This window comes from Brevibacterium pigmentatum (assembly GCF_011617465.1).
Taxonomy (GTDB): Bacteria; Actinomycetota; Actinomycetes; order Actinomycetales; family Brevibacteriaceae; genus Brevibacterium; species Brevibacterium pigmentatum.
Genome location: NZ_CP050153.1, coordinates 350568 through 374900 on the forward strand (window position 1 = coordinate 350568; position 24333 = coordinate 374900).

Below are 24333 nucleotides of genomic sequence, written 5' to 3' on the forward strand. Positions count from 1 at the left end.
GGTGTGCGGCGCATACTCGAGCACGTCCGAAATGTCGGACGGAACTTGATGCGGGCCACTTCCGCATTCTGCTCCAGCCGACAGAATGGAATGTGTAGTCAGAGCCGACAGCGCAGGGGAGCCCACACCTCGGCGCGACGGCGAAGCGGCAGCCAAGCATCCGCCTCGTCGGACACAGCGACAAGGAGAATCCCATGACCACCAAGCCGTCGTTCACTCAGCACGACCCGTCCCGCGTCATCCGCGCCGACCGCGGAACCGAGATCACCGCGAAGTCGTGGCAGACCGAAGCCCCCAAGCGCATGCTCATGAACAACCTCGACCCCGAGGTCGCCGAGCGTCCCGAAGACCTCGTCGTCTACGGCGGCACCGGTCGCGCCGCCCGCTCCTGGGAAGCCTACGATGCGATCGTGCGCACCCTCGACGACCTCGAGGACGACGAGACCCTGCTCATCCAGTCGGGCAAGCCCGTCGGTGTCATGCGCACCCATGAATGGGCCCCGCGCGTGCTCATCGCGAACTCCAACCTCGTCGGCGACTGGGCCAACTGGGAGCACTTCCGCGAGCTCGAGGCCGAAGGCCTCATGATGTACGGCCAGATGACCGCCGGATCCTGGATCTACATCGCCACTCAGGGCATCCTCCAGGGCACTTACGAAACCTTCGGCGCCATCGCCCGCAAGCGCTTCGACGGCACCCTGGCCGGCACCCTGACCATCACCGCCGGCTGCGGCGGCATGGGCGGAGCCCAGCCGCTGTCCGTGACCCTCAACGGCGGCGCCTGCCTCATCATCGACGTCGACAAGACCCGCCTCGACCGCCGCAAGGGCAAGCGCTACCTCGACGAGGTCGAAACCGACCTCGACACCGCACTGGCCAAGGTCATCGAAGCCAAGAAGAACAAGCAGGCACTGTCGGTCGGACTCGTCGGCAACGCCGCCGAGATCCTCCCGCTCATCCTCGACCGCCCCGAGGCGGCCGAGGTCGACATCGTCACCGACCAGACCTCCGCGCACGACCCGCTGTCCTACCTGCCGATCGGCGTGAGCGTCGACGAATGGCACGACGAAGCCGACCAGGACGCCGAGAAATTCACCATCCGCGCCGAGGAGTCCATGGCCAAGCATGTGAAAGCCATGGTCGAATTCCAGGACCGCGGCGCCGAGGTCTTCGACTACGGCAACTCGATCCGCGACGAAGCTCGCAAGGCCGGATACGATCGCGCCTTCGAATTCCCCGGATTCGTCCCCGCCTATATCCGTCCCCTCTTCTGCGAAGGACTCGGACCCTTCCGCTGGGTGGCGCTGTCCGGCGACCCGAAGGACATCGAAGTCACCGACCAGGCGCTGAAGGAACTCTTCCCGGAGAACGAACACCTCCACACCTGGCTCGACGCCGCCAACGAATACGTTGAGTTCGAAGGTCTGCCGGCACGCATCTGCTGGCTCGGCTACAAGGAACGCCATCAGGCCGGCCTGCTGTTCAACCAGCTCGTCGCCGAAGGCAAGATCTCGGCCCCGATCGTCATCGGCCGTGACCACCTCGACTCCGGGTCCGTCGCCAGCCCCTACCGCGAGACCGAATCCATGCTCGACGGCACGGACGCTGTGGCCGACTGGCCGCTGCTCAACGCCCTGGTCAACACCTCCTCGGGTGCTACCTGGGTGTCGATCCACCATGGAGGCGGCGTCGGCATCGGCCGCTCCATCCACGCCGGTCAGGTCTCCGTGGCCGACGGCACCGAACTGGCCGCGAAGAAGCTCGCCCGCCTGCTCACGAATGACCCGGGCATGGGCGTCATCCGCCACGTCGACGCCGGCTACGACCGCGCCGCCGAAGTGGCCGAAGAGCGCGGTCAGCGCGTGCCGATGATCCCCGAGCTCGACAAGCGCGACGAGGAATCCGCCGCGCAGTAAGCAGTTGGAGTCGCCGCGTCGAGCGGCCGGCTGCTGAATAGCTCGAGAAAAGTCGGGCAGCACAGTTTTGAAACAGTGCTGCTCGACTTTTTGTGTGCCGCGGGGAATTGTCGACCGCGAGTAATCGGCTGCGCCGCGAACCCTACTCGTCGAGGAAGAGGTCGAGCTCGAGGTCGTTGGGCCCGTGACCGACGGAGCCGGGCTTCGACGCATCATGGGCGTAAGCCGAGAGGTCCGTGACACCTTGAGCCGCCAACACCTCGTCGTCGATGAAGAAATTGCCGGTGACCTCGCGGGGGCCGCTGGTAAGGATCACCCATGCCGCCTCGGCCATGATCTCGGGCTTGCGGCTGCGCGCCATGAGCTGTTCGCCGCCGAGGAGGTTGTTCACAGCGGCCGTTGCGATCGTCGTCCGTGGCCACAGGCTGTTCGCCGCGACTCCGGCCTCGCGCTGCTCCTCGGCCAGCCCGAGCGTGACCAGCGACATCCCGTACTTCGCCATCGTGTAACCCAGGTGTCTGCCCGCCCATGCCGGATTGAGGTTGAGCGGCGGGGAGAGCGTGAGCACATGCGCGGCGTCCGAGTCTCGGAGGTGCGGCAGGGCCGTTTTGGCCAGAAGGTAGGAGCCACGTGCGTTGATCGAGTTCATGAGGTCGAACTTCTTCATCGGCAGGTCCTCGACTGGGGAGAGGTCGATGGCGCTGGCATTGTTGACGACGATGTCGATCCCCCCGAAGGCCTCAACGGTCTTCGCGACCGCCTCGGCGACGGATTCGTCGCTGCGGACGTCACCGATGATCGGCAGGGCCTTGCCGCCGGCCGCCTCGATCTGCTCGGCCGCAGTGTAGACCGTGCCCTCGAGCTTCGGATGGGGTTCCGCGGTCTTCGCCAGCAGCGCGATATTCGCCCCGTCCTGGGCTGCGCGCAGAGCGATCGCCAGTCCGATTCCACGGCTGCCGCCGCTCATGATGATCGTCCGTCCGGCCAGCGATCGGGTGGAATATCCCTCGCCGAGGTGGCTGTCAGTGGTCATCGTTCGTCTCCTTCATCCGTAGTCCGATGATCGTATCCGTGTGTTCGGTGGTCGGGTCCGTGTTCCGCGATCCGTTGATCGGGATGGATATGAGCCAGGCTAGCCTTCGGGTCACGACTTTGCCCAGGTGTCAGGTGCTTCCGGTGCCCGACAGCGAGGGTGACCGTTCCGACAGGACCGCATGAATCTTTGTCCGAAATATCGGACGAATATCTTTCTGGGCCGTTCACTGCCGTTCGCCGACAGTCCATACTGGGACTGAACCACACTCGATCGGAAAGGGCCGACCGTCATGCAGCTATTCACCGGGATCAGCGAACTCGTCGTCAATGATCTCGACCGTCTCGGCGAACTCGACGTGATCGCTGACGCCGCTCTGCTCGTCGACGCCGGTCGGGTGATCTGGTCGGGACCGTCCGCACAGGCGGACACCGCGCTCGCTGCACACGAGGACCAGACCGGCACCGCCGGCCTCAACGACGATGACATCGCCAACGGGGAAGTCACCTCGGCGAATGACCTCGGCGGACTCGAGACGATCGACCTCGATGGGAAGGCCGTCATCCCGGGCTTCGTCGACAGCCACAACCACCTCATCTTCGCCGGCGACCGGTCCGAGGAATTCGCGGCCCGGATGGCCGGGCAGAAGTACTCGGCCGGGGGCATCGCCACTACCGTGGCCGCCACCCGCGCAGCGACGGAATCCGAACTCGAGGCGAACCTCGTCCACCTGCTCGATCAGGCCAAGCGGCAGGGAACGACGACGTTCGAGATCAAGTCCGGCTATGGGCTGACCGTGCCCGACGAGATCCAGGCCCTCGACATCATCAACCGGCACGCCGAGGAATCGACGCTCATCGCCGCCCACGTCGTCCCACCGGAGTTCAAGGACGAACCGGAACGCTACGTCGACCTCGTCATCGACGAGATCATCCCAGCCGCCGAAGGCAAAGCGAAGTGGATCGACGTGTTCTGCGAAACCGGTGCCTTCACCGAGGATCAGACCCGGCGGATCATCGAAGCCGGCAAGGCCGTCGGAATGAAACCGCGGCTGCACGCCAACCAGCTCACCGGGGGAGGGGCGCTCAAGCTCGGCGCGGAACTCGGCTGCGTGTCCGTCGACCATGCGACCTTCGCCTCCGATGAGGACCTCGCCGTCCTCGCTGAGGCGGGCACCGTCGTCACCCTGCTGCCGAGCATCGAATTCTCCACCCGCCAGCCCTACCCCGACGCCCGCCGCTACGTCGACGCGGGAGTATCGCTGGCGATCGCCAGCGACTGCAATCCCGGGTCAGGGTTCTCCAACAGCATGCCGTTCGTCATCGCCATCGGCGTCCGGGACATGCACTTCACCGTCGAACAGGCGGTGTGGGCAGCGACAGCCGGCGGAGCCAACGCTCTGCAGCGCACCGATGTCGGCCACCTCGGAGCGGGAGCCCGCGCCGACCTGGCCGTCCTCGACGCACCCAGCTACCGCCACCTGGCCTACCGGCCGGGTGTCCAGCTGGTCGAGAGGGTCTACTCCGGCGGTGAGCTCATCGTCGACAACCGATCCCGCGACTGAACTTCATCCACGACGAACACAAGGAAAGGCTCTTCATGACCACATTCATCGATCTCGACCCCGATACGCTGACCTTCGCCGAGGTGGTCGACGTCGCCCGCAACGACGCGAAGGTCTCCCTGTCCGAAGCCACCCTGGCCCGGGTGAACAAGTACCGGGAGGCCATTGACGCCCTCGCTCAGGCGGAGAAGCCAGTCTACGGAGTCTCGACCGGATTCGGCGCGCTCGCGCAGCGCCACATCCCCGCCGAACTGCGCACCCAGCTGCAGAAGTCCCTCATCCGCTCCCACGCCGCCGGCGTCGGCGAACCCGTCGAACGCGAAGTCGTGCGGGCGCTCATGCTGCTGCGCGCCCGGACACTCGCCACCGGTCGGGCCGGCGTCCGCGCCGAGGTCCTCCAGACCTATGTCGACCTGCTCAACGCAGGCATCACTCCGGTCGTCCACGAGTACGGATCACTCGGCTGCTCCGGCGACCTCGCGCCCCTGTCGGCGTGTGCCCTCGTCGTCATGGGCGAAGGCGTGGCCGAAGGACCCGACGGAGTGGCCGGGCCGGCCGATGAGATCCTCGCTGCCGCCGGAATCACCCCGGTGACATTGGCCGAGAAGGAAGGCCTCGCGCTCGTCAACGGCACCGACGGCATGCTCGGCATGCTCATCATGGCCCTGACTGACTTGGAGAACCTGCTCACTGCCGTCGACGTGTCCGCGGCCATGAGCATCGAAGGACTCTTCGGCACCGACGCCGTCTTCGCCCCCGAGCTCCACTACGCACTGCGCCCGCACGACGGTCAGGCCGCCTCGGCCGCGAACATGCTCGCCGCGCTCGCCGATTCCGGCATCACCGCCAGCCACCGCGACTCCACCCACCTCGTCCAGGACGCTTATTCGATGCGCTGCGCCCCGCAGGTCAACGGCGCCGCGCGTGACGCCGTCGCCTTCGCCACCCAGGTCGCCGAACGCGAACTTCGGGCCGCCATCGACAACCCCGTCGTGCTCACGAACGGAATGGTGTCATCGAACGGCAACTTCCACGGCGCACCACTGGCCCACGCGTTGGACTTCCTCGCCATCGTCGCCGCGGACGTCGCCTCGATGTCCGAGCGCCGCACCGACCGGATGATGGATGTTGCCCGCAACCAGAACCTCACTCCATTCCTCGCCGATGACGCCGGCGTCGATTCGGGACTGATGATCGCCCACTACACGCAGGCGGCCATGGTCTCCGAGGCCAAGCGCGGCGCTACCCCGGCCTCGGTCGACTCGATCCCGTCCTCGGCCATGCAGGAAGACCACGTGTCCATGGGGTGGTCGGCCGCACGCAAACTGCGCAAGGTCATCGACAACCTCGCCTCCGTCGTCGGCATCGAACTCTATGCCGCCTCCCGTGCCTGCGATATGCGCGACGCCGCACCGGCACCGGTGACCGGAGCCGTGATCGCGAAGATCCGTGAGACCGTTCCCGGACCAGGCCCTGACCGGTTCCTCTCGCCCGAACTCGCCGAGACCATCGCGAAGGTCAAGGACGGTTCGCTTATCGCCGCCGCCGAGGCGGTTGCACCGCTGACCCACACCGTCACCGCTGCTGCCGGAACCTGGCAGCCGGAAGACGGCGGACCGGCCGTCAACGATCCCGAGTTCACTGCGCTGGGTAACCTCGAAGCCGCCGCCGAGGCTTCGGGCACCTCAGCAGCCACCACCCACCAGGACTGACACCGGGCTGGGACCGGTCGCCGACCGGACCCGACCGACGGGCCTCTGATGCCAGGGCCGGCCGACCACGGCGCCGACACATCACCGGACCCCACCGATTTCGAACGGAGTGAACTGTTAATGAGCGATGTCGTCTCGCTGCTGAGCCAGATCGAGGACACCGGCCGCGACACCCGCGGTCCGGGCTACCAGCGGCCCGGATTCTCGGACACCGAACGGGACCTGCGTGAGTGGTTCCTCGCCGAGGCGGCCCGCCGCGGTCTCGATACCGAGATCGACGCCAACGGCATCACTTGGGCATGGGCCACCCCGCAGGGTGCGAACGCGGTCGTTACCGGATCCCACCTCGACTCCGTGCCCGGGGGTGGTGAGTTCGACGGCCCCCTCGGCGTCGCCTCGGCGCTGGCGGCCTTCGACGTTCTCAAGGACTCCGGCGCACTCGAACAGTCCACCCGGCCCCTCGCCCTGGCCGTGTTCCCCGAAGAGGAGGGCTCACGCTTCGGTGTCGCCTGCCTCGGCTCACGACTGCTCACCGGCGCCATCGAGGTCGACCGTGCACTCGGTCTCAAGGACGCCGCCGGTGACACCTTCGCCGACGTCGCCCGTGGCTATGGCCTCGATCCGGATCGGATCGGGCGTGACCAGTCTCGGCTGGCCGGAATCGGTTCCTTCATCGAACTCCATGTCGAACAGGGCATCGGTCTGACCAACACCGATCAGGCCGTCGCCATCGGCTCCTCGATCATCGGCCACGGTCGCTGGCACTTCGCCTTCTCCGGCCAGGGCAACCACGCCGGTACGACGCCGATGAGCCATCGCGCCGACCCGGTGGTCGCAGCTTCCCGCGTGATCGGGGATATCCCGACCCTAGCGGCCGCCACTGACGCGAGCGCCGTGGCGACCGTGGGGCGCACTCTCATCCACCCGGGCGGGACGAACGTCATTGCCTCGTCCATGAGTTTCTGGCTCGACATCCGCCACCCTGACGACGCGGTCGTCAAGCAGGTGCTCGAGGCGATCAGCCACCGCGCCCAGGACCACGGCGCTGATTCCGATGTCGACGTGACCATCTCGCAGGAATCCTACTCGCCGACGACCCACTTCACCGCCGATCTCAACTCCCGCTTGACCTCGGTGTTGCCGGACGCGCCGCTGCTGCCCTCGGGCGCCGGCCACGATGCGGGCATCCTCGCACCCCATGTGCCTTCGGCGATGCTCTACGTCCGCAACCCGACCGGAGTCTCCCACGCTCCCGAAGAGGCCTGCGAGGTCGACGACCAGAGGGCCGGAGTCGATGCGCTCGTCAAGGTGCTCGCCCGCGAACTCGGCATCGAGAACGCCCTGGCCGACGGCAATGCGGCAGGCCCGACGACAGGAGGTGCGCGATGAGCACCCGCTACTGGTGCGAATCCGCCTGGATCGACGGAGCCGTTGCTCACGGAGTCCTGCTGAGCGCCGATGACACAGGAACTCTCACCGCCGTCGAGACCGGGATCGACACCGCTCCGTCCGACGCCGAGGCGGTGTCCGGGTTCGTCCTGCCCGGCGGAGTCAACGCCCACTCCCATGCCTTCCATCGGATGCTGCGCGGTCGCACCCACGGCGACGGCGGCACCTTCTGGACCTGGCGCGAAGTCATGTACTCCGTCGCCGCGAAACTCGACCCGCAGGCCTACGAGACCGTGGCGCGCGCAGTGTTCGCCGAGATGCTCGCCGGCGGCTACACCTCGGTGGGCGAATTCCACTACGTCCACCACGCGCAGGACGGAACGCCGTACGGCACCGAGCGTCCCCGCGGGGACGCCGAAGCCGGCACCGAGCGTCCCCGCGGGGACGCGAGCGACGATGCCGGACACCGCGCCCACGCGATGGAACGAGCGCTGGCACGGGCGGCCGCCTCGGCGGGGATCCGCGTCCGACTGCTCGACACCTGCTACCTCACCGGCGGCATCGACTCCGAACTCTCGGCCGAACAGGCCCGATTCGGCGACGGCACGATCGACGGATACATGGACCGGCATGCCGGCCTCATCGGCGCCTTTGCCGACGAATTTCCCGTTGAGACCCCAGGTGAGAGCTTCGTCCACGTGGGAGCCGCGATCCATTCGATTCGTGCGGTCCCGGCGGCAAACCTGCAGCGGTTCACCGAACTGTCCGGGCCCGTGCACGTCCACCTGTCCGAGCAGCCGGCGGAGAACGAAGCCTCCCAGGAGGCGTACGGAGCCACCCCGACCGAGGTTCTCGCGCGCTCGGGGGTCGTCGACGACCGGCTCTCGGCCGTCCACGCTACCCACCTGAGCGAGGAGGACATCGCGATCCTCGGCGGCTCCCGGTCGACGATCGTCATGTGCCCGTGCACCGAGGCGGACCTCGCCGACGGCATCGGACCAGCCCGTGAACTCGCCGATGCCGGAGCAGTGATCTCGCTGGGCTCCGATCAGCACGTCGTCCTCGATGCCCTGCGGGAGACCCAGGGACTCGAAGCCGGGGAACGGCTGCGCTCCGGTCAGCGCGGACGGTTCTCACCGGCCGAACTCATCACCGCGCTCACCGCGGGCGGGGCGCGCAGCCTCGACCTGCCCGTCGGCGGGCTCGAGGTGGGGAAGGCCTGTGACTTCGTGGCCGTGCGCAACGACAGTATTCGCACCATGGGGTCGCTGGACGAGCAGATCATCCTCACGGCCAGCGCGAGCGATGTGCATCTGACCGTCAGCGGCGGGAAGGTCCGCGTGCGCGACGGAGTGCACACCGAGCTCGGCGATATCGCCGAACTCTACGCGCAGGCTTTCGCCGCGTTGGAGATGGAGGGCTGAGTCGTGGCTGAGGTTCCCGCACTGCGGCGGGCGATCGCGATCCTGCGGCATATGGCCTCGTCGAACCGATCGATCACGGCCGGCGCCCTGGTCCGGTCGCTCGAGATCCCGCGGTCGAGTGCGTATGACATCCTCGCCGTGTTGGAGGAGCTCGGGCTCGTGGCGCGCACCGAATCCGGGTATGTGCTCGGAGCCGGCGTGCACGAGCTCGGGGCGTCCTACCTGCGGACGAACCCCTTGCAGCGGTTGGCGCAGCCGATCGTCCGGCAACTCGCCGAGGATACTGCGACGACTGCGCAGTTGGCCGTGATCCGCGGCTGGGAGACGGAGTACGTGCTCAAGGAGCAGTCCCTGAAATCCGTCGCGGTCATCACCGCCACCGGTGTGCGCATGCCCAGCTACCTCACGGCGACCGGGCGGGCGATCCTCGCTCAGCTGCCGAAGTCCGAGGTGCTCGCGATGCTGCAGTCAGAGACCGAGTTCGTTACGCGCACGGGCAAGGGCCCGACCTCGGTGAAGGCGCTCAACGCGGTGCTCGCTCAGGAGCGACGGACCGGCACCGCGATCGAACACGGCGAAGTCACGCCCGGGATCTCGACGCTCGCGGCACCGGTGTTCGACGTGTTGGGTCGCCCGATCGCGGCCATCGGCCTCTCGTTCGTCACCGAGACCCTGCCCGAGGACACCGATCCGATCGTCGACCAGGTCAAGGCCGCCGCCGCCGAGGTGACCGCCAAGCTGCGGTGAATGTGTCCGGTCCGCTTGCGCCGACTTTTCGGCGCGGTCGGGCCGAGCGTCAGAGCCCGAGGACTCGTCGCTCGCGCGCGACCTCCTCGACGATCTGGTGATCGCTGCGCAGCTCCTTGATCAGCGCGATGCCGAGGACGACCACGATGACGGTGAACGGAACCGCTGAGAGCATCGCCGCCTGCTGCAGGGCCTGCAGTCCACCGACGAGGAGTAGGACGACCGCGCAGCCTCCGGTGAGGAAGCCCCAGGTCGCGATCACGGGACGTCGGGGAGCGAAGGACCCGCGTGAGGACAGCGAGCTGAGCACGAAGGTGTTCGAGTCTGCGGAGGAGACGAAGAACAGGATGACCATGATGATCGTGAAGACCGAGGCGAGCATGGACAACGGCAGCTGATCGAGGAGGCTGAAGAACGCGGTATCGAGGTTGTCCTGAGTGGCGTCACCGATTCGGGCCCCGTCCATGTCGAACTTGATCGCCGAACCGCCCATGACGGTGAACCAGATGAAGAACACGGCGCTGGGAACGAGAAGGACTCCGGCGACGAATTCCCGGATGGTCCGGCCCTTCGAGATCTTGGCCAGGAAGATGCCGACGAAGGCGCTCCAGGACAGCCACCACGCCATCATGAAGTAGGTCCAGCCGAGCATCCATTCGCTGTCTTCGGCATTCGTGGGTGTCATGAAGCTGAGTTCGATGAAGTCTCCGGCGAAGGCTCCGACGGACCGGACGAACAGGTTGGAGACGAAGCCGCTGGGTCCGGTGATGAAGACGAACAGCCCCAGCAGAGTCGCCATGGTCAGCGTGATCTGCGAGATGTACTTGATGCCTCGGCTCACTCCGGTCAGTGCCGAACCGGTGAAGAGGAGGGTGAGCACGGTGATGACGATGATCTGCATGACGATGGTGGAATCGACGCCGAGGACGGTGTTGAGTCCCTCGCCGATCTGCGAGGCGCCGAGCCCCAGGGACGTCGTCGTCCCGAAGAGTGTGGCGATGATGGTGAGGATGTCGATGAAGTTGCCGACCCAGCCGTCGACGAAGCGGCCGAGGACGGGGCGCAGCATCGTGGATACGAGTGCCGGTCGGCCCTTTCTGTGGGTGGAGTAGCCGATCGCCAGTCCGAAGACGCCGAAGATCGCCCAGGCTTGGAAGCCCCAGTCGAGGTAGGAGAACTGCATTGCGCGGATCGCCGCGTCCATGGTCTCCGGCTCGGCCAGTCCGTGGGGCGGGGTCATGAAGTGCGACATCGGTTCGGCCACTCCGTAGCTGACCAGGCCGATTCCCATCACAGCTGCGAGGATCATCGCGAGCCAGGTGATCGTGCGGTATTCGGGACGCGAGTCCTGCGAGCCGAGGCGGAGGCGACCGAATCGACTGGCGGCGAACGACACGAGCATCGCGATCGCGGCGAACGGAACGACGAGGTAGATCCAGCCGAATCCGGTGGACACTGTCGTCATGGCTCGCGTCATGATGTCAGAGAGCGCATCGGGTGCGATTGTCGCCCACACCATGAAGGCGATGACGACGGCGACCGAGCATACAAAGACTTTCCCCACTCGGTTGGAGTGTGGGGCTGCATCGGGTGCCGTAGGGGAGTCGGCAGTATCAAGTGCGGATCCGGCCCCGCCGGCAGGGGGAGGGTCGTCTGACCCGCTCGAGGAAGCGGACGCGGTTGAGCGGTCGGAACCGCCTGCAGTGCCGCTTGCGGGTTCGGGGGTGGGTGAGTTCAGCATCGTCATCGTGGTCTCCGGACTCACAGCCGCCTCGGTGGCGGGCATGAGCAATCGTCGGTTCAGCGGGTGGGATCGGGCAGATTACACAACAGGCCCCGCGAACTGGGTCGTTCGTGGGGCCGTGCGACTGACGAGTCTATGCGCTCGCCGCCGAATCGCCACATGTATGAGCGCGGAAACAGCAGAGTGTGAGTCTTCTCGCGGTGGAGTACTGACGCTGCCGGGTCCCGCCGACCGCTCGAGTTGTCGTCGCTGTGCCGAGTTATGCGGCGAGCGGTGGACGCTGGCTCGATCGGTCGGCGAGGGGCAGCAGCTGCTCAGAGGTATGGACGAGTGATGAGCTCGAGATACATTCCCGACGGGTCGAGGAAGTAGACACCGCGACCCCCGTGCTCGGTGTTCGTCTCCTGCGGGCGAGTGCGCTGTGGGTCCGCCCAGTAGTCAAGCTCGCGCTGTTTCAGCAGGTCAAGGGCTCGACCGAAGTGGTCGTCCGGGCAGAGGAAGGCCATGTGCACGGGCAGGATGTCGTACCCAGGCGGGGGAGAGGCGAACTGGAGCATGACCCCGCCGGAGAGCATGATGTTGGCGAACGGTCCCCAGGACTGGGTGTGCTCGGCTTCGAGAATATCGACATAGAACTGCGCCGAGGCGGCTGGATCGGCTGCGGCGACGATGGTGTGGTTGAAGGTTGCTGACATGATGAAGTCCCTTTTCGGATGGAGGGTGGTTCGCTGATAGCCCGAAATGTTTTCGGGCATGGTGAACTGAGAATTGAGAAATGACTTCATCATGAGGAGGACCGCGAGCAGAACGCTCGTGACCTCTGCGGCTCAACCGTCGACCGGGTTACCGATCCGTGAGCGGCTATATGCCTGTCCGGTCATCGGCAACGAGCCTACAACCTGCGGGCTCGAAGCGATACCGTTTCTGCAGAATCCAGCGAGGAGCAGGCGCGCTCACCGCTTCTGGAGCAGGACCGCGACCTCGAGATGCTTCGTGTGCGGGAACATGTCGAAGATCCGTGCCTGAGCCACCTCATATGCGGGCATCCGCGCGAGATCCTTCGCCAGAGAGACGGGATTGCAGCTCGAATAGACGATGTGCTCGACGCCGGAATTCTCCAACGCTGCCGACAGACGTGCACCGATCCCTCGCCGAGGCGGGTTGACGATCACGCAGTCCGGTCGTTCGACGCCGGTTGATGCCGCCAAGTTCGCCTCGGCGAACTCCGTGGCATCGCCGGAGAGGAACCGGGAGTCGATGCCGAGCTCGGCGGCGCTGACCTTAGCGGACTCGATGGCCTGCTCGCTGACCTCCACCCCGGTGACCCGGCGGGTAGGGCCCGCACAGTAGAGAGCGAACCCACCGACACCGCAGTAGAGGTCCCACAGGTTCGATGCCTCCACCGCATCTACCCACGCGGCGACTTGGTTATAGAGCCCAATAGCTACGTGCGTGTTCGTCTGGAAGAAACTCTGCGGCCGCAGATGCAGATCGACACGATCGAGGTTCATCCGCAGCGATTCCCCGCGGAGCATTTCCTCGCGGCTGCCTTCGAGCACGGCCTTGTGCTCGGGCAGCAGATTCACCGACACCACGGACGCGGCGGGAATGAACTCGAAGAGCGGCCCTTTCCGCGACCGCAGCACATCGAGACCGTGCTGAGTTCGGACGACGAATCGAATCATCAGGTCACCCGACGGCGCCGCCGTGACATGGACGAACTTCAGCTCCCCACGGCGAGCAGAGACATCGTAGGGCTCGAGCCCGGTGCCATCGAGGAAGTCCGCAAGCACCGGAATCACCGCACGGATCGCCGGGGCCTGAATTCCACAATCACGCAGATCGACCCCGTGGAACTCCTGATCGAGGATGCCCAGGGTCACGTGACAGGCCGACCCGCCGACGGCGAGCTTCGCGCGGTTCCTGAAATCCCGCACACCGCTGGCGAAGGTCGGCAGCCAAATCCGGGGCGCTGCCTCGGCGAGGGTCTCCCGGCACCAGGACTCCTTGTCCGTGATCTGCTGCCCATAAGGCGTCTCGATGAGCGCGCAGGAACGGCATTCCCCGCGCTCGAAATACCCGCAGTGCAGGCGCCCATGATCCGCCGAGGCGGGGGTCAGCGGCAAGGTCGTCATCCCCTCATTCTATTCCGCGATCGGCTCCGGAATATCGTTGACCCGGATCGTCTGGCACCGTAGAAGAAGTCGGACAGATCGCCGAAAAACGGGATGGGCGTCGAGAAACGCACGCGCACACCCGTGCGTCGACGCCCAGCCCGTTTTGCGGCGGAGCCGGGAGATCAGGCGGCGATGAAGGCGAGGGCGACGAATGTGCCGAATGAGACGAACGGGGCGATCGCTGCAATCGCGATGGCGATGATGCCGGGTGTTCGGCCCCGCCCGGTGACCGCGGCCGTGATGCCGAGGATGATGCCTGTGAGACCTAAGCAGGTGCACAGGCCCTGGACTCCGACGAGAACGGTCGCCAGGGTCTGATACCAATCCGGTGTGTCCGTGAAGTAGTAGCCGGACGCGGCCTCGGACGGCCCGACGGTCACGCCCAGGATCACCGAGGCGGCCAGGCTCAGGGCCATGGCGACGATCGAGAGCGCCACGGCCACCTTGCCCAGCGCCGGCGACTTCACCGAGGCGGCGCCATCCATTCGAGTGTTGACGCCGTTGTGCGCATCAGCCAGATCGTCGGGCCGCGGCGAGGCATAGACGGGATGGACGGGAGGGGCGGGGACTCGGGGCTGCTGTGCCGCGAGCTCATCGTCGGTGGGCTGGGGGTACGAGAAGTCCGTCGAAGTCATGCTTCGACGCTATCGACGCAGAAAGGCGGCGCCCCACCCTGCTATCCCAAGAGTGGCGTCGGGAAAACCACCCTGCAGGCAGCGCGAGTCAGGGCTTGTGGGCGACGATGAGGAATCTCTTCTGGGTGACGGTGATCGGCTCACTCGATTCGGCCAGGCGTCTGAGGACATCGAGGTTGGACCTGACGGCGAACCCGGGAACGTCCCACGGAATATAGGCGAGGTACTCGATGACCGCCTCGACGTCGGTGAAGCGCATCGTGCCCTGCCATTTGCGAGCCGCCTCGATCGACAGGCCCTGACTCTCGGCGTCGCTGACGCACGGCTCGAGCTGCTGGTGCAGATCGCCCACCCCGCCGCCGAAGAGGTCGCGGAACTCCTGCGCCTCCGTGCCGTCGACCTGCTGGGTGAGGAACAGCCCGCCCGGGGAGAGGACACGGGCCACTTCGGCGAGGTCATAGCTTTCGTGTCGATTCATCACGAGGTCGAACTCACCGTCGCCCCACGGCATCTCCGGGTGATGCTCACTGTCGTACCGGGTGACCTCGACGCCATAGTCCTGCAGCGTCGAGGCGGCCAGGGGAACATTGGGCTCCCACCCTTCGGCCGCGGAGATCGTCGGCGACGGTTCGCCGGGAGGCCTGGCCTCGTCGAGCCGATCGATGAGTTCGCTGAGGCGCTCGCCGCCTCCCGTGCCCATGTCGAGGCATCTGCTCGACTCGGCCATCGCATCGAGGCAGATCTGATCGAAGTCCCACGGCGGATCATCGGCGACGAGGCGGCCGGCCAGTGGGGAGAAATCCCACCCGGTCATCGCCGCCGTCTCATGGATCCAGGCCCATCGCTCGTGGCGTTCATGGGGAGTCTCGTCGCGCGTGCGACTGCTGTCGGCATATTCGGGCATGTCCACACTCCTCTGCCGGGTGGCTCGGCACCATCACCGAGCAGGTCAGCAATTCTGCCGGACGGCTCAGCGCCGAAGGAGGCGCCGGTGCCGTACTTCGACTCTAGGCCAAAACGGGATCGAGGTGCGGGATGTGGGAGAAGAATTCTCCGGACTGAGACATGGGATATTCAGAGGAAGCAGAACACGAGCACCGCGATGCAGACGACGAGCATTCCCAGACAATTGAGCCAGAAATCCCGACCGACATACCTCGCTCGCAGGTGAGCGGCAGCGGCGCAGAGGAAGTAGACGACGAGGCCCGCCGCGGCTGCTGCGCCGAGCCCGGGAATCCAGATCCCCGTCACCAGTCCGGCCGCGGCGAGGAACTTCACGACGGCGAGTACCCACCACCACTCCCGCGGGAAGCCGACCCCGTCGAGGCAGGCGGCGATCGCCCGCGGGGGACGGAAGGTGAGCAGGCCGTCGCCGAAGACGATGACCGCGAGGACGATGACCGGCCAGACCGGTTCGGGCAGGAGCGTCACAGCGAGCTCCTGACTCTCGTATGGAAGACGATGCTCGCGAGCATCGCCTCGACGGCGTCGTCGAGACCCATCGTCGTCGCCGCCCACCGGAAGAGGATGCCCAGGTAGGAATCGTAGAGAGCCGCGGCGCTGGCCCGTGCGTGGTCCTCATTGATCCCGATCGAGACCAGTGACTCGCTCAGGCGGCTCTGCAGGTCCACGGCGAGAGCGTTGAACACCTCCGGCTCGCCCTTGACTCGCATCATCGCCGCCGCATAGTCGCGGGACAGATCCTCGTGTTCGGCGAAGAATTCGAGGAAGGGCAGGAAGAGTTCGAGCAGATGACGCTGCACGCCGAGGATGGTCGGGGCGGGCCCGTTGTTGCGCCGGCGTTCGTTTCCCGACGCGACAGGCTCGTGCGTCGCGCCGGTGGCGTGTACCTCCCGTTCTGCAGCTGCCCGATCCACCGATCGAAGCACCGGACGAGGATGACGTCCTTATCACCGACCGACATCACTCTGCCCACCGACACGCCGGCAGTTTTCGCGACTGCCCGAATGGTCGTGGCCTTGAAGCCATATTCGAGGAACAGCTCGGCGGCGGCACCGATGATCCGATCCTCGGTCTGCCGGCGCTTGCCCGACCTCGATTGAACGTGTTCACTGACCATGCTCGAACCCTAAGCCCTTCCGTGTTCACTTTCCAGACCCGGTGTGGTGTTGCCCGCAACGGGAAAGTTAATGTACCTTAACTTTATGAACGTCGATTCCTCATCGGTGCGCACCCGCGAGCGCGGGCGGAAGAAGCACGGCCGGAAGAAGATCTCCACGGCAGTGCTCCTCGGCCCGGCCTTCGTCGCGGCCATCGCGTATGTCGATCCGGGCAACGTCGCGGCCAACCTCACCGCCGGTGCGGAGTACGGGTACCTCCTCGCCTGGGTGCTCGTGGCCGCGAACCTCATCGCCGTTCTCGTCCAGTACCTGTCCTCGAAGCTCGGACTCGTCTCCGGGCAGTCGCTGCCGAGTCTGCTCGGTGATCGCCTCCGCAAGCGAAGCCGACTCGCGTACTGGGGGCAGGCCGAGGTCGTCGCCATCGCCACCGACCTCGCCGAAGTCATCGGCGGCGCGATCGCGCTGAAGATCCTCTTCGACCTGCCGCTCCTCCTCGGGGGTGTCATCGTCGGCGTGGTGTCGCTGTTCCTGCTCTCGATCCAATCCACCCGCGGTCAGCGTCCCTTCGAGTTCGTCATCATCGGCTTTCTGGTCATCATCGCCATCGGCTTTCTAGCAGGCCTGTTCGTCGGGGATGTGAATTGGGGGCAAGCCGCAGGTGGAATCGTGCCTCGGCTCGAGGGCACGAACTCCGTGGTCCTGGCCGCGAGCATGCTCGGCGCCACCGTCATGCCCCATGCGATCTACCTCCACTCAGCGCTGTCGGTCGACCGGCATCGTGACAATGCGACCGCTACGACTGGGCAGCTGCTGCGCGCCAACCGCTGGGACGTCGTCCTCTCCCTCGTCGTCGCCGGTTCCGTGAATATCGCGATGCTCCTGCTGGCTGCCGCGGCACTGCGCGGCCAGACCGGCACCGACACCATCGAAGGTGCGCACGCGGTCGTCACGGCCAACCTCGGCGAGGTCGTCGGCCTCTTCTTCGGCATCGGACTCCTCGCCTCGGGGCTGGCTTCGAGCGCCGTCGGATCCTATGCGGGCGCGTCGATCATGCAGGGCCTGCTGCGCGTGAACTTTCCGATCGTGTGGCAGCGCGCGTTCACGATGATCCCGGCACTCGTCGTCCTCGCCATCGGAGTCGACCCCACCTGGGCGCTCGTGCTCAGCCAGGTCGTGCTCAGCCTCGGCATCCCGTTCGCGATGATTCCCCTGGTCAGGCTCACGAACAGTCGCCGGGTGATGGGCGAATTCGCGAACGCGCGATGGATCACGATCATCGCGGCGGCCGCCTCGGCGCTCATCATCGCACTCAACGTCGTCCTCATCGTTCTGTTGGCTCTCGGGGTGGAGTGACCCTCGCCGAGGCGGCCGTGCACTGCCGCTCAGCCCTGACGCAGGTCAATCGGACGGATGAGGATCCGCGGGTCCGAGCGCACCCACCACGGCTTCGGTTCTCCTGCAGCTTTCGCGGCGCGGCGCTCGGCGCGGGTGGCATAGCGAAAGGTGAAGACGCGGACGCGGACGAGGTCCGGCGTTCGTCCGTCGAAGGGGTCGGGACCCATGAGGCGGCGGATCTGCGGGTCTCCGGAGCCGATCTTGCGCACGAGCTCGGTGAACCAGGTCTGCCGGTAGTCGCCGAGACCGGCGAACCACATGAGCCAGTCGAGCCGCAGGTGATAAGGCGCGATGATAGGACCGCGCCGGTGCACGTCACCGGGTTTGCCCTTGAACGCATACTCCCGCCAACCGGCGTCCGGGCCCCCAGCGTCGGAGTCGGTGCTGTCGTCGCCGGAGCCAGAGCCGGCACCGGAGTCGTCGATCCACCCCTCGATGATGATCTCGTTGCGGGTCTCGGTCATCGACCCGAATGCACCATAGGCGTTGCCGAGCCCGAGTCGATTGAAGCTCGCGTTCATCAGCTGATTAGCTGAGAACAGGTTCCGCACAGCCGGCACATTCAGCCACACCTGCCACGCGACGAACACGAGGACGACGATCAGCCACCAGAGCGGCAGGGCCTCGACCGGTGCAGCGGCAGCGGCGGGGTCGACCACCTCGGTGCCGGTGTGATCGGTGAAGAATGCGGTCACGGAGTCCCAACCCCATCTGGGGAAGGGGCCGCCGACGATCCACCGGAAGAACGTGTCGCTGATTCCGGAGCAGGCGAGCAGGATCGTCGCCCAGTTCAGCCACGCATAGTTGCCGCTGACCACGAGCGCGAGCTGGGTGATGATGATGGCAACGGCGGCGAACGACGCGATCGGCTGAGGCAGGAACAGCAGCCATGGAGCGGCGAGCTGGACGATGTGGCTGCCCAGGGTCTCACCCTTGTGCCACCAGCCGGGCATGAGGTGGGCGCGGCGGCTCAGCGAGTTCGGCATCGGCTGCGTCTGATGGTGATAGTCCATGGCGGTGAGGTCACGCCAGGAAGAGTCCCCGCGCATCTTGATCATTCCGGCACCGAATTCGATGCGGATGACGAACCAGCGCAGCAGCAGGATCATCGGCAGGGTCGGGGCCACCTCGTGAGAGCCGAGGAACCCGATGAGGAACCCTGCCTCGAGCAGCAGCGATTCCCAGCCGAAGCCGTAGAAGCGCTGCCCGATCGACACGATCGAGAAGTACAGCGCCCACACGCCTAAGAACACCGGGATCGGCATCCATGCCGGTCCGGCCTGAGGCAGACCGATGATCGCCGAGGCGGCCAGGACCATTCCGATCACGCAGACGAGGCGCAGCCGTCGGTCCGAATACGAGAACCGCTTCCACCGGAAGAGACTCGGTGCCTGCCGGGCCGAGGTCAGAGCGATGAAGCGCGGGGCGGGGGTGAGTCCCCGCTCGCCGAGGAGTGCAGGGAACTGGTTGAACGCGGAGGCGAAGGCGATGAAGAAGAGCACGCCGAAGCCGCGTTGGATGATCTCACGGGAGATCGTGTAGTCGCCGGCGGTGAGCAGAGCGACCACCTGGCTGAGTTCCATGGCTTAAGTCTCCTCCTCCTGCGGCAGACGTCCCGTCGTGGCCAGAGCGGTCAGTGCTTCGGTGAACGTGTCTGCCTCGCTCGGGTCCCCGCCGACGAGTTCCATGTCCGGACGGTCCCGGAAGTGCACCGAGGTGGTGTGTCCGGCTGGGCGGAACTTGGTGCTGGCTCCGCGCAGCTGTCCGGGATGTGCCTGGTCGAGGATGCGGACCGGGCCCGGTCGGGCGGACCCGGTTCCGGTGCCGGTGGGTGCGGCCAGGAGGAGTCGCTGGTTCGTGGCGGCGAGAATCTGCCCGGTCGGGTTATCCCTATCGGCGAAGTGGAGCATGAGGTTCTCACTTGGGGCGAGAGTCATCAGCAGAGACTGCAGTCGAGCCTCGTGGGCCGCATCGATCCTGTTGGTGACGCGTGCTCGGGCGACGGCGAACAGGCGGGCCGGGACCAGTGCGACCGTTGTGATGATGAGGCAGATGGCGGCCACTGCCAGCCCTGCCGGCGGTGACACCGTGAGGATGTTCGATGCCACGACGCCGATGGTGATGGCCAGGATGGCGATGAGCACAGAGACGATGAGGAAGACCGCCCAGAGCGTGCGGTGGAAGGCGTCGGCGATCGCTCCGAGGGCGAGGCTGAAGTTGACCGTGGCCCACAGTCCGAAGAGCAGGGCGAAGGCCGGCAGAGGCGATGCGGTGAGGTCGCCCCAGACGGTTCCGGGAATGCCGGAGTCCTTAGCGAAGGCGTGCCAGACGAATGCGGCGATGACTCCGCAGACGGCCCATACCGGTCCGACGGCGAACACTCGAGGCCATGGATTCCGGACGAAAGCGGTGGGCGGCTGTCTGCGTTTCACTCCATGCGGATCCGCGGCCTGCTGCGCACGGGCGGCATCGCTGCCAGCGGGCGGTTTGTCCTCATAGAAGGCGAAGGCGGCGATGGCCGAGAAGAAGAACAGGACCAGGATCCCGATGCTCGGCGCCTGGTCCGGGTTGATGCCTCTGAGCACATGCTTGCGGAGCGGATTGATACCGGCATTGGCAAGGAAGAACGGAATCGAGGCGAAGACGGCGAATCCGATCCCGAACACGAGAGTCATGCCCCTAGAGCGTCTGTCCCTATTCATACCTCCATCCTCGCAGGAACTCTGCGAGCCATGGGTGCTGAGATGTTCCGGATCCGTTGCGTCGGAACTACAAGTCTGGTCGAAGGAGTATGCCGGATCAGCGGGGAAGACGGCCCGTCCGGGCGAGGACGGTGATCGCCTCGGCGAAGCGACCAGATGCTTCCTCGGTGCCGCCTGTCACGCTCATCGGCTGCCGGCCGTTGAAGAGCACCGTCGTGATCACGTGGTTGCTGCGACGTTCCGATGCGCCGCCGCTCAGCTGACCGGGCTCGGCCTGTTCGAGGACGAACGTGTGCCCCGGCGCAATGATCGAAGCACGGAAGATTCGTCGGTCGGTCAACACGAGCACCTGCGGGTCGGAGGCGCCGCCATTCGAATGGGCGTCCGGGGTCTCGCCGAGGTAGCTGGTCAGGACCCGCTCGCCGGGCTGGAGGGCGTCCTCGGGCGGCTGAGGGGTTCGACCGAATCCCCGTCGGCTTTCGGCAGATGGCCGTTTGCCGGAGTCGAATCGGTCGACTCGCCTGACCGCCCACCATCTGAGCGGGATGAGCAGTGAGGTCGAGAGGATCAGGCAGACCACACCCAGCGGAAACGCAATGATCGTCGGAAATGTGGCGAGTCCGAAATAGCCGAAGAGGCCGGCCGTCAGACACCCCAGGCCGAGCCCGCAGGTGAGAATCGTGAGCGAAGCTGAGCGGCGATCCCGGTTGAACGCTTCGGCCAGAGACGACCAGGCGAGGGAAATATTCGCTGTCGCCCAGCAGAAGAACACGATCGACAGAGCGGACAGCGGGTTGCCGGTGAGGTCGCCCCATACCGTTCCCGGCGCCCCTGGGTCTGCGGCATAGGTATGGCCGATGAACAGCGCGGCCAATGAGCAGATGGCCCAGATCGGTCCGGTGAGGAGGACTCGTGGAAGCGGGGCGCGGACGAACCTGGTGAACGACTCCGGCTGCCGTGGAGTGTGCGGATCCGTCTCGGCGTGGTCGGGATGATCGTCTCCGCTGACGATGGCCAGCGCCGCGATTGCGACAGCATGCGCGGTGAGGAGGATTCCGAAGATCACGGACGGCGCCAAGTAGGGGTCGCCTCCGAAATCGTCGGGGCTGTGTTTCGACGCGACTCCCGCATTCGTCGAGGTGAAGGCGACGAGGGCGATTCCGGCGATGAACAGACCGAAGACGACGATCATGCCGATGGACGGGTGCCTGAACTTCATGATTCGATTCTTCCACGCCTCACTGGCCTCGCAGCGCCTTGTCGCATACGACACTGAGGACGCCCGACACCGTCGGTGAATACAGAAGGAGCGGTGACCGTATCGGTCACCGCTCCTTCGATCGCTGTGCTCACCCCGTCACCGAGGCGGCTGTGCACGGGTGGGCACGGCCGCCTCGGCGTGGGGAATGGTTCAGTGCTTCGGCGCTTCGAGCTCTTCGACGTCGTCGGCATCCTTGGGCACCGCCGGAATCGAATCCGTGGTCGGCGGTGTGGGAGGGGTGACGACCGACTGGTAGGAGTGCTCGTGCGAATAGGCGAGGAACGACAGGTGGTTCTCGTACCGGTCGAGCACGTCATCGATGATCTGCTGCGAGCTCAAGCCCATGAGGTCGTAGCCTTCCGAACCGGTCTGGGTGAAGACCTCGATGCGCAGGTACTTGTCGTCGCCGCGCGGGGCATTGCGGGCACCGAACGACGGCACATTCGCTTCGACGGCCGCGGCCTCATAGTGGAAGTCGCGCTGCTCGCCCATGTCGACATTGAGCGTGTTCGTCGTGATGCCGGTGTCCTCGTCCATGGTCTGGAGGTGCTCGACGGTGTAGCCGAGTTCGCGGAACTCCGCGGCCACGGCGTCCAAGGACGGTCCGACCACCTCGGCGACGAAGCGTTCGACGGACTTCTTCGTCGGGTAGGACCGCAGAGTGGCCAGACGCTGACGCCAGGTCTTCTCCGGGGTGCGTCCACCGTGGGCGGCGGTGGTGCGGCGACGACGGATTCGACCCTCACGCTCGGCGCGCTCCATGCGCAGCACCTTCGAGAACGAAGCCATGACGAGGTAGGCGATGATCGTCACCGGCAGGGCGAAGATCAGGGTCGCGTACTCCATCGTCGTCACACCGCCGGCGACGAGCATGGCGATCGTGAGCACTGCGGTCACCAGCGCCCAGAAGATGCGCAGCCACTTCTTGCCGTCCTCTTCCGGATTGGGGATCGAGGAGGAGAAGTTCGACATCACCATGGCACCGGAGTTCGCGCTTGTGAGGTAGAACAGCAGACCCGACAGTGTGGCCAGTCCGACGAGGAACGTCGCTCCGGGGAACATCTCGAGCAGGTCGTACCAGCCCTGTTCCGGGGAGGCGATGGCTGTCTGCGCGAACTCGTCATTGCCGTTGAACACCTCGGACAGGGCGGAGTTGCCGAAGATCGTGACGATGATGAAGTCACAGATGACGGGTGCGGTGATCGCGGCGATGACGAACTCACGCAGGGTGCGGCCGCGGGAGATGCGGGCCAGGAACAGACCGACGAAAGGACCCCAGGCGAGCCAGAAGGCCCAGAAGAACAGGGTCCAGCCGCCCATCCATTCGGAACCGCCGTCGACATAGGCGAACGTCGACAGAGTGCGTTCGGGAAGCGTGAAGATGAAGCGGCCGATGTTTTCGACCATGGCGTTGAGCAGGAACGCCGTCTTGCCGGTGACGAGGATGTAGAGCATCATCGCCGCACACGACCAGAGGTTGAGCTCGGAGATCAGACGGATGCCCTTGTCCACACCCGAGGTGCAGGCGGCTACGGTCATGACCACGGCGACGACGACGAGAGCGATCTGCAGTGCCAGACCCTGTTCGAGTCCGAAGAGGCTGGCGAAGCCGACGTTGAGCAGGACGACGCCGATGCCCATCGAGGTGGCCACGCCGAAGACGGTGCCGACGAGGGCGAAGATGTCGATGACGTCACCGGTGGCTCCGCGCACGCGCTTGCCCAGCAGCGGGTAGAGGACCGCACGGATCGACAGGGGCATGCCCCAGCGGTAGGCGAAGTAGCCCATGGCCATGCCCAGCAGCGAATACATCGACCAGCCGGCGATGCCGTAGTGGAACATCGTCCACACCACGGCGTCCTGTGCGGCGGCGGCCGATTCGGCTGTGGCGTTGACCGGTTCGAGGTACTGGGTGATCGGTCCGGTCACCGAGTAGAAGAGCATGTCGATGCCCACGCCCGCGGCGAAGAGCATGGCGACCCAGGTGAAGAGGTTGTACTGCGGACGAGAGTGGTCGGGGCCGAGCCTGACGCTGCCTTCCTTGGACAGCGCCACCCAGAGGACGAAGCCGATGACGACGGTGACGGTGACGACATAGAACCAGCCGAGGTTCTCTGCAATCCAGTCCACGACAGTCTTCATCGTCGACTGAGCCGAGTCGGGCATCATCATCGCCCACACGGAGAACGCGAGGATGATGAGGGAGGCGACGATGAAGACTCGCCAATTGACCCGGGAGCCGCGTTCGTCGGAGAGCTCCTCCGGGCCCTTGCTCATCTCTGTGCTGTCGATCGGAGCGCGCTTCTCGGGGTCGACGTCCCTGCTGATTCTCGTGGCCCGGTCGGTTCCGCCGAATCGTTCGCGTTCGACGACTGGGCGCTTCAACGTCTCTTCGTTCGGATCCTGCACGCATTGACCTCCGGTAGACAAAAAGGGACAGGGCCCGAAAATGGGCCCGATCTATTCTACGGGTGGAGGTTTCTCACAAATTCATCACCCCCTCTTTTCAGGAAGTTGACTAAGCGGTGGAGGCGTCCGGGTCAGGCTGTGAAA

Annotated in this window: 20 protein-coding genes; 7 read left to right on the top strand and 13 right to left on the bottom strand. The window is 65.8% G+C overall.

Annotated features, from left to right (window positions below; translation table 11 throughout):
- Positions 1-194: 194 nt before the first annotated feature.
- Positions 195-1916 carry a urocanate hydratase gene (hutU, locus tag GUY30_RS01550; protein ID WP_167193532.1) on the top strand — a complete coding sequence of 574 codons (1722 nt, stop codon included), beginning with the start codon at positions 195-197 and terminating at the stop codon, positions 1914-1916.
- Positions 1917-2058: 142 nt separating this feature from the next.
- Here hutU and GUY30_RS01555 read toward each other — a convergent pair whose 3' ends face one another.
- Complete coding sequence (locus GUY30_RS01555) at positions 2059-2949, bottom strand: SDR family oxidoreductase (RefSeq protein WP_167193533.1); 891 nt, start codon at positions 2947-2949, stop codon at positions 2059-2061.
- A 292-nt stretch (positions 2950-3241) separates the two neighbouring features.
- On the opposite strand from GUY30_RS01555, the gene hutI reads away from it, so the two are divergent.
- The 5 genes from hutI (at position 3242) to GUY30_RS01580 (ending at position 9785) form a co-directional block, all read left to right on the top strand.
- A complete protein-coding gene (hutI, locus tag GUY30_RS01560) occupies positions 3242-4513 on the top strand; it encodes an imidazolonepropionase (protein ID WP_167193535.1) in 1272 nt (423 codons plus the stop codon).
- A gap of 35 nt (positions 4514-4548) precedes the next feature.
- Positions 4549-6225: a histidine ammonia-lyase gene (gene hutH, locus GUY30_RS01565; protein ID WP_167193537.1), complete on the top strand. Its 1677-nt coding sequence runs from the start codon at positions 4549-4551 to the stop codon at positions 6223-6225.
- A gap of 120 nt (positions 6226-6345) precedes the next feature.
- On the top strand, positions 6346-7614 hold the full coding sequence (locus GUY30_RS01570; protein ID WP_167193539.1) for an allantoate amidohydrolase: 1269 nt from the start codon (positions 6346-6348) through the stop codon (positions 7612-7614).
- Positions 7611-9038 carry an amidohydrolase family protein gene (locus tag GUY30_RS01575; RefSeq protein WP_167193541.1) on the top strand — a complete coding sequence of 476 codons (1428 nt, stop codon included), beginning with the start codon at positions 7611-7613 and terminating at the stop codon, positions 9036-9038. Before GUY30_RS01570 ends, GUY30_RS01575 begins: the two co-directional genes overlap by 4 nt.
- 3 nt (positions 9039-9041) lie before the next feature.
- The gene (locus tag GUY30_RS01580; RefSeq protein ID WP_039211444.1) at positions 9042-9785 is read left to right on the top strand and encodes an IclR family transcriptional regulator; all 744 of its coding nucleotides are present in this window, start codon (positions 9042-9044) and stop codon (positions 9783-9785) included.
- Positions 9786-9834: 49 nt separating this feature from the next.
- Here the strand turns inward: GUY30_RS01580 and GUY30_RS01585 are convergent, their stop codons facing one another.
- The 8 genes from GUY30_RS01585 to GUY30_RS18140 all read right to left on the bottom strand — a co-directional run bounded on the left by GUY30_RS01585 (position 9835) and on the right by GUY30_RS18140 (position 16421).
- Positions 9835-11349 carry a BCCT family transporter gene (locus GUY30_RS01585; protein WP_228281586.1) on the bottom strand — a complete coding sequence of 505 codons (1515 nt, stop codon included), beginning with the start codon at positions 11347-11349 and terminating at the stop codon, positions 9835-9837.
- 494 nt (positions 11350-11843) lie between these two features.
- Positions 11844-12224, bottom strand: a complete 381-nt coding sequence (locus tag GUY30_RS01590; RefSeq protein ID WP_167193543.1) for a VOC family protein — start codon at positions 12222-12224, stop codon at positions 11844-11846.
- Positions 12225-12482: 258 nt separating this feature from the next.
- The gene (locus GUY30_RS01595) at positions 12483-13664 is read right to left on the bottom strand and encodes a methyltransferase domain-containing protein (protein ID WP_208091465.1); all 1182 of its coding nucleotides are present in this window, start codon (positions 13662-13664) and stop codon (positions 12483-12485) included.
- Positions 13665-13828: 164 nt separating this feature from the next.
- Positions 13829-14341 carry a hypothetical protein gene (locus GUY30_RS01600; RefSeq protein ID WP_167193545.1) on the bottom strand — a complete coding sequence of 171 codons (513 nt, stop codon included), beginning with the start codon at positions 14339-14341 and terminating at the stop codon, positions 13829-13831.
- A gap of 88 nt (positions 14342-14429) precedes the next feature.
- Complete coding sequence (locus tag GUY30_RS01605; RefSeq protein WP_167193547.1) at positions 14430-15245, bottom strand: class I SAM-dependent methyltransferase; 816 nt, start codon at positions 15243-15245, stop codon at positions 14430-14432.
- Between the two features lie 170 nt (positions 15246-15415).
- A complete protein-coding gene (locus GUY30_RS01610) occupies positions 15416-15772 on the bottom strand; it encodes a DoxX family protein (RefSeq protein WP_101545914.1) in 357 nt (118 codons plus the stop codon).
- Entirely contained in the window at positions 15769-16104 is a 336-nt protein-coding gene (locus GUY30_RS01615) for a hypothetical protein (protein WP_167192990.1), read from the bottom strand. Before GUY30_RS01615 ends, GUY30_RS01610 begins: the two co-directional genes overlap by 4 nt.
- Positions 16014-16421, bottom strand: a complete 408-nt coding sequence (locus tag GUY30_RS18140; protein WP_167193549.1) for a TetR/AcrR family transcriptional regulator — start codon at positions 16419-16421, stop codon at positions 16014-16016. Before GUY30_RS18140 ends, GUY30_RS01615 begins: the two co-directional genes overlap by 91 nt.
- 85 nt (positions 16422-16506) lie before the next feature.
- Between GUY30_RS18140 and GUY30_RS01625 the strand changes: the two genes are divergently transcribed.
- A complete protein-coding gene (locus tag GUY30_RS01625; protein ID WP_228281591.1) occupies positions 16507-17775 on the top strand; it encodes an Nramp family divalent metal transporter in 1269 nt (422 codons plus the stop codon).
- Positions 17776-17804: 29 nt separating this feature from the next.
- On the opposite strand, the gene GUY30_RS01630 is transcribed toward GUY30_RS01625, so the two are convergent.
- The 4 genes from GUY30_RS01630 to betT form a co-directional block, all read right to left on the bottom strand.
- A complete protein-coding gene (locus tag GUY30_RS01630; RefSeq protein WP_167193552.1) occupies positions 17805-19400 on the bottom strand; it encodes a lipase maturation factor family protein in 1596 nt (531 codons plus the stop codon).
- 3 nt (positions 19401-19403) lie between these two features.
- Positions 19404-20492 (bottom strand): hypothetical protein, encoded by a 1089-nt coding sequence (locus tag GUY30_RS01635; RefSeq protein ID WP_167193554.1) that lies wholly within the window; start codon positions 20490-20492, stop codon positions 19404-19406.
- A 124-nt stretch (positions 20493-20616) separates the two neighbouring features.
- On the bottom strand, positions 20617-21738 hold the full coding sequence (locus tag GUY30_RS01640; RefSeq protein WP_167193556.1) for a hypothetical protein: 1122 nt from the start codon (positions 21736-21738) through the stop codon (positions 20617-20619).
- Positions 21739-21930: 192 nt separating this feature from the next.
- Positions 21931-24189 carry a choline BCCT transporter BetT gene (gene betT, locus GUY30_RS01645; protein ID WP_167193557.1) on the bottom strand — a complete coding sequence of 753 codons (2259 nt, stop codon included), beginning with the start codon at positions 24187-24189 and terminating at the stop codon, positions 21931-21933.
- Positions 24190-24333 lie beyond the last annotated feature (144 nt).

Excerpts from the sequence above, each read along its gene's own strand:
- GUY30_RS01640 (WP_167193556.1), bottom strand. The coding sequence starts at position 21,738 with ATGAAGTTCAGGCACCCGTCCATCGGCATGATCGTCGTCTTCGGTCTG.
- GUY30_RS01600 (WP_167193545.1), bottom strand. The coding sequence starts at position 14,341 with ATGACTTCGACGGACTTCTCGTACCCCCAGCCCACCGACGATGAGCTC.
- hutI (WP_167193535.1), top strand. The coding sequence starts at position 3,242 with ATGCAGCTATTCACCGGGATCAGCGAACTCGTCGTCAATGATCTCGAC.
- GUY30_RS01635 (WP_167193554.1), bottom strand. The coding sequence starts at position 20,492 with ATGACTCTCGTGTTCGGGATCGGATTCGCCGTCTTCGCCTCGATTCCG.
- GUY30_RS01625 (WP_228281591.1), top strand. The coding sequence starts at position 16,507 with ATGAACGTCGATTCCTCATCGGTGCGCACCCGCGAGCGCGGGCGGAAG.
- hutH (WP_167193537.1), top strand. The coding sequence starts at position 4,549 with ATGACCACATTCATCGATCTCGACCCCGATACGCTGACCTTCGCCGAG.
- GUY30_RS01595 (WP_208091465.1), bottom strand. The coding sequence starts at position 13,664 with ATGACGACCTTGCCGCTGACCCCCGCCTCGGCGGATCATGGGCGCCTG.
- hutU (WP_167193532.1), top strand. The coding sequence starts at position 195 with ATGACCACCAAGCCGTCGTTCACTCAGCACGACCCGTCCCGCGTCATC.
- GUY30_RS01605 (WP_167193547.1), bottom strand. The coding sequence starts at position 15,245 with ATGCCCGAATATGCCGACAGCAGTCGCACGCGCGACGAGACTCCCCAT.
- GUY30_RS01575 (WP_167193541.1), top strand. The coding sequence starts at position 7,611 with ATGAGCACCCGCTACTGGTGCGAATCCGCCTGGATCGACGGAGCCGTT.
- GUY30_RS01590 (WP_167193543.1), bottom strand. The coding sequence starts at position 12,224 with ATGTCAGCAACCTTCAACCACACCATCGTCGCCGCAGCCGATCCAGCC.
- GUY30_RS01630 (WP_167193552.1), bottom strand. The coding sequence starts at position 19,400 with ATGGAACTCAGCCAGGTGGTCGCTCTGCTCACCGCCGGCGACTACACG.
- GUY30_RS18140 (WP_167193549.1), bottom strand. The coding sequence starts at position 16,421 with ATGGTCAGTGAACACGTTCAATCGAGGTCGGGCAAGCGCCGGCAGACC.
- GUY30_RS01570 (WP_167193539.1), top strand. The coding sequence starts at position 6,346 with ATGAGCGATGTCGTCTCGCTGCTGAGCCAGATCGAGGACACCGGCCGC.
- GUY30_RS01555 (WP_167193533.1), bottom strand. The coding sequence starts at position 2,949 with ATGACCACTGACAGCCACCTCGGCGAGGGATATTCCACCCGATCGCTG.